Origin of the sequence: Candidatus Viridilinea mediisalina (assembly GCF_002532535.1) — a bacterium.
In the GTDB taxonomy this organism is placed as follows: domain Bacteria; phylum Chloroflexota; class Chloroflexia; order Chloroflexales; family Chloroflexaceae; genus Viridilinea; species Viridilinea mediisalina.
The window spans coordinates 1-1,666 of record NZ_NQWI01000266.1; the positions used below are offsets into that span (position 1 = coordinate 1).

At 54.0% G+C, this 1,666-nt stretch carries 3 protein-coding genes and 1 pseudogene; all 4 read right to left on the reverse strand.

Going from position 1 to position 1,666, the window contains the following annotated elements; translation table 11 throughout:
- Window positions 1-521, reverse strand: a 521-nt coding sequence (locus tag CJ255_RS21875) for an Rpn family recombination-promoting nuclease/putative transposase (protein WP_165774889.1), incomplete at its 3' end; no start/stop codon positions are given.
- A gap of 125 nt (window positions 522-646) precedes the next feature.
- On the reverse strand, window positions 647-886 hold the full coding sequence (locus CJ255_RS25030; protein WP_369127683.1) for a type II toxin-antitoxin system HicA family toxin: 240 nt from the start codon (window positions 884-886) through the stop codon (window positions 647-649).
- Window positions 864-1,085: a type II toxin-antitoxin system HicB family antitoxin gene (locus tag CJ255_RS21885; protein ID WP_097646184.1), complete on the reverse strand. Its 222-nt coding sequence runs from the start codon at window positions 1,083-1,085 to the stop codon at window positions 864-866. Before CJ255_RS21885 ends, CJ255_RS25030 begins: the two co-directional genes overlap by 23 nt.
- Before the next feature lie 173 nt (window positions 1,086-1,258).
- Window positions 1,259-1,666, reverse strand: a pseudogene (locus CJ255_RS23915) (hypothetical protein); the annotation flags it as partial.

Sequence of the window (1,666 nt, forward strand, 5' to 3'; positions counted from 1 at the left end):
GCCCCCACCCATGCCATTGCCTTGAGTTGCTCGTCGCTCGCGGTCGTCAGGTCGCTCAGGTGGTAGTGAAAGGTTGGTGTGTAGCGCTGAAGGGCGGCGGGGAGATCGAAGAGGGCTTGGAAGTCGGTCGCGACCGTCCAGCGTTGCGTGCCATGGTAGACCACAATGGGCAAGATGGGGGCGAGCGGGCGCTGCTGGCGCTGCATGCTATCCCAGCTTTGCACCATGTAGCGCAACACCTGCAACGGGGTCAGGTGGTCTACCGAGCTCTTATGCTCAAAGAGGATGCAGACGAAGGCATGCGTGTCAGCGTCGTGCAACGGCACTGCAAAGAGCAGATCGGAGAAGTGTTCTTTCAGAGTGGCATCAACGAATGAATCCTTCACTGGCTGGATGTGCGCCAGATCGAAGAGCGCCGTCACCTCAGCGGGCAAAAACTCGCGCAGAAAGAGCGCCACCGCGCCGGGTTGGCTAAAGGTGGCCTTGAAGAACTTATCGTGCGGGTTGGTGAGATCGGTCATGGTGGCTGCTCTACTGCAATCTGTCGTGCAGGAATCGTGGGTTTTTGGAGCAATGCCAAACAGAGCCAACGCTGCTTTATCAAAGTTCTCTACGGCTAACTGTGCGTTATCCACAGCATGATACACTATTTGACTTCAAATTCAGATTTTGGCACACCTGATTGACGAATAATCGATTGCAGCGTGCCAATCTTCAGCTCATCATGAAGTGGCACTGGTACAGTGACCGTTGTGTTAGCGAGTTGTTTCTGCATGACAGCATGGCTACCACGTTGCCTTACCACCTGAAATCCGTAGCGTGACAGAATTGCTATTACCTGCCTACCTGAGAGTGAACGCAGTCTACCCAACCTTGACCTCAACACTCGTTACAAAGACTTCGCCACGCAAACGATCAAGAATCTCTTCAGGTGAGGCAACTTCAAAGAAGAGCTCAAGAGCCTCTTGTAAGTTCGCTCGCGCATCTTCAATAGTGTCACCCTGGCTTGCAATATCAAATTCGGGACAGAGCGCCACATAGCCAGTCCCTTCATGCTCAATAATTGCTGTGAGTCTTCTGAGCATAGTACCACGCTTTCTTGTTATACCAGAATTAATGCTAACTGCTTGCTTGGGGTGAGTTGACGTGCTTGTTCTAAAATCGTTGCTACTCTTGAGCAAGATCTGCCACCCTAAAGCTCGCTGGTGGGGCTTGCGCCCCATGTGCATTGCCGCTCCCCGCTTCCCGCTCCCCAACACTACTCCGCCTCATCCGCCAACCACGCCCGCAACTCCTCGACACTCTCGGCATGCTCAACGGCGTCGGCGAGCAACTGAAGCAGCATGACATCTTCAATGGTCGTGATCGTTTGCATTAGGGCTTCGCCGTCTGCGCCAAATTTGCACTTCAACGAGAGGCGGATGCCAGTTGGCAGACCCTGCTGCACCAGTTGGCGAGCCTGCTGTAAGCCCTGCTGCGCTAGCCGCAAGCCCTTTTGCAGGCCGATCTGTTCACCCTCCTGTAGTCCGATTTGCTTACCCTTTTGCAGGCCCTTTTGTATACCTTGCTCAATCAACTCTTCGGCAATCGTACCCATGAGCGCACCTCCCAAGGGAATGGTTGTCCCTACCACGTCAATGATCTCTTGCAGCGTCACATGCTTGCC

Coding starts and splice junctions, on each gene's coding strand:
- CJ255_RS21885 (WP_097646184.1), bottom strand. CDS start 1,085: ATGCTCAGAAGACTCACAGCAATTATTGAGCATGAAGGGACTGGCTAT.